This window comes from Caldimonas caldifontis (assembly GCF_002930615.1).
GTDB lineage: Bacteria > Pseudomonadota > Gammaproteobacteria > Burkholderiales > Burkholderiaceae_C > Caldimonas > Caldimonas caldifontis.
Window position 1 is genome coordinate 1 of the sequence record NZ_PSNX01000028.1, and the last position, 2,619, is coordinate 2,619.

Consider the following 2,619-nt stretch of genomic DNA (forward strand, 5'->3'; position numbering starts at 1 on the left):
CGGGCCTGCTGCAGCAGCGCCAGGCCGGGGGTGGGGTCACCGGCCGGCTCCTGGGGGGCCTGGGCGTAGGTGCTCAGCAGCACGCCGCTGCTTTCGTCCTACAACGCCCCGGGCCGCGGCCTCAGCGTGGCCGTGATCGCCTCCCACAGCGCCAGCACCTGCCCTTCGCTCAGGGTAGCGTGCGTCAGGTCCGGGATCATGGCCTTTTCTTCCAGGCTACGCGGCGGCGAGGGGATGTAGTGGCCGTTGTAGAGGGTGAATTCGATGTTGGGCTTGCGCGGATCCTTGGCTGCTTCGTTGCCGTGCAACGTCAGGCCGTGCCCGGGCACGCGCGCGGACGTGACCGTCTCGGGTTCGCGTGACAGCCATTCCTCGTAAGGCAGGCCGTGAATCGTGCGCGGGCCTTTGCGCAAGGTCTTGATGCCAGCGGCGGCCAGTTGTCGCTCAATGCTGGACGCTCTTTGCAGCATGGTGTCGTCTTCCCACACCTGAGTCGAGTGACTGAACATCACGAATACATCGGGCGCGTCTTTGAGGTGATAAAAGGCCGTGATGGCGACATCCTCAAGTGGTCCACCCCTGAGAAACCCATGCGCAAAGCAATCCCCCGGCTCGCTGGGGATCTCGTCGTCGCGTCGCCCGCGCAGGCGGCGGTACACGTTCAGCAGGTGAAACCCATGCGCAAAGCAATCCCCCGGCTCGCTGGGGATCTCGTCGTCGCGTCGCCCGCGCAGGCGGCGGTACACGTTCAGCAGGTGGGTGTACTTTTCTTCGACGTCGGAGGAGTCGGTAGGTTCATTGCCTAATGGCTTGTCCAACGAATAGTCGAAGGCCTTGACCGATGCAGTGATCAAGAACCCATCCTGCCAATCCATCAACTCCCAGATCCGAGCAAACGCATAACTGTTTGCACGGTTGAAGACCTTGCCGACACCGCCGGGCACGTTTCGCACATCCATCAGCACGGGCGTTTTGTTGAGCATGTTGATGACTTGGTTTTTCAGCTCCTCGGTCCTTCGCTCCAACTGGTAGTCGAAGACAGCGCGCGGCAGCGGTCGCATGCTCACTTCCACGCCTTCGATCTGCACCCCGTCGACGGGGTTGAGCACGAAGTCCTCGGGCAAGTCGATGAGGTGGCGGCCGATGCAGCGCGTTCGCATGCGCGCGGTGAGCTTTTGGACGAGTTGGGCTTCTTCAGCGGTCATGGCAGGGGTGCGGGGGGAGCAAGCGGTTGATGACAGGGCCCAGGGTGCGCACAGCGCACCCAGGATCCAGCGGCGACGGTCCGGTCTCATCAAAAGTCCTCGTACATCATGCGGGACGACTCGCGCACGCGCTGGGCGATGCGCACGATGGCGCGCAGCGTGAAGTGCAGCGCCTGGACGCTGGCCGGGCCCGCCTCGGGGTTGTAGGCCGGCTCGTGTTCGACGGCCACGCGCAGGAAGCTTTGGCAGTGCGGCTGGGGCGACAGGCCCGAACGGGACGGCACGGTGCCGTCGCCCGCCTCGTCGGGGGCGCTGATCACGAACTCGGCCCCAGCTTGCTCCGCCCCACGCAAGATGACGTGGCGACGTACCCCCGTCTGATCGAAGGCAGTGGCGCCCACCGGCGCTTTCTTCGGTGCATGGCCTTGCAACCATTGCTGCACAGCCAGCGACGCGCTGTGCCGTTGCGCCTGCCAGCTCACCGTGCCGTAAGCCTTGTGCCGCGCGCTGTCGCCGCAGAAGGCGTGGGTGTGGGGGTGGTAGCGCTGTGAAATGGTTTCGTGAAACTGGCGAGCGGTACGAATGTGTGCTTTGAACAGACCCCAATCCCTCTCCACCTGCTGCCTGCGCTTGCGTGGGTCTTGCTCCTCGTTGAGCGGATTGATGAGCTCCTCGTCGCACAGGCCCCACCAGGCGCCGCGCACGGTGTAGATCTCGACAAGGCCAGCTCCTGGGCGCCGGCGCGGATCTTCAGCCACCCATTGCCGTACTCGGGGCTGGGCAGCAACTGCAGCGGCCCCGGCGCGCCGGACAGCACCGCCGTGACTTCGGCCGCATCGGCGCCGAGCACCTGGGCCACGCCCCAGGTGCCTTCGGTGCCGGCCTTCATGCGCCGGTACACCGCGGCCGCCCCCGTGGCCGGCATCACCCCGTGCACGATGCCGTAAATCTTGTCCCGCCAGCCCAGCACCTCGCAGCAGTGCCGCGCCACCAGCCCGCCCATGCTGTGGGTCACCAGGATGACCTTCTCGCAGCGCATGCGATCGGCGCGCGCATAGCGCTCGATGATCTCGTCGATGCGACGGCCCAGGGCTTGGGCCGACTGGGCGTTGTCGTCCAGCCAGTTGTAGCCAAAGGCATGCACCGGGAAGCGGTAGCGGTAGCTCAGGCGCACTTCCTCTTCACCGAGCGGCTGTTCGCCCAGATCGGCGCCCAGCGTTTGGCGCTTGAGCTGGGCGCGCAGGCCGTTCTGGTACGAGCCGAAGTCGTTCAGGTGCTCTTCCAGCCAGCGCAGCGCGGGGCCATAGCTCATCGCCGCGATCTCGCCCCAGCCCCGGCGCTTGAGCTCTTCGGCCGGCAGCTTCATGTCGGTGGGCACTTTGCCGTCGTCATCCACCACCATGGCTTCGGGGCG

3 protein-coding genes are annotated in these 2,619 nt (G+C 65.8%); all 3 read right to left on the reverse strand.

The window, feature by feature from the left end; translation table 11 throughout:
- Positions 1–98: 98 nt before the first annotated feature.
- Positions 99–1,205, reverse strand: a complete 1,107-nt coding sequence (locus C1704_RS17320; RefSeq protein WP_104303989.1) for a T6SS immunity protein Tli4 family protein — start codon at positions 1,203–1,205, stop codon at positions 99–101.
- An 89-nt stretch (positions 1,206–1,294) separates the two neighbouring features.
- Positions 1,295–1,687: a hypothetical protein gene (locus tag C1704_RS17325; RefSeq protein ID WP_104303990.1), complete on the reverse strand. Its 393-nt coding sequence runs from the start codon at positions 1,685–1,687 to the stop codon at positions 1,295–1,297.
- The coding region (locus tag C1704_RS17330; RefSeq protein WP_419186815.1) for an esterase/lipase family protein at positions 1,684–2,619 on the reverse strand (936 nt) is incomplete at its 5' end. The genes C1704_RS17325 and C1704_RS17330, both read right to left, overlap by 4 nt.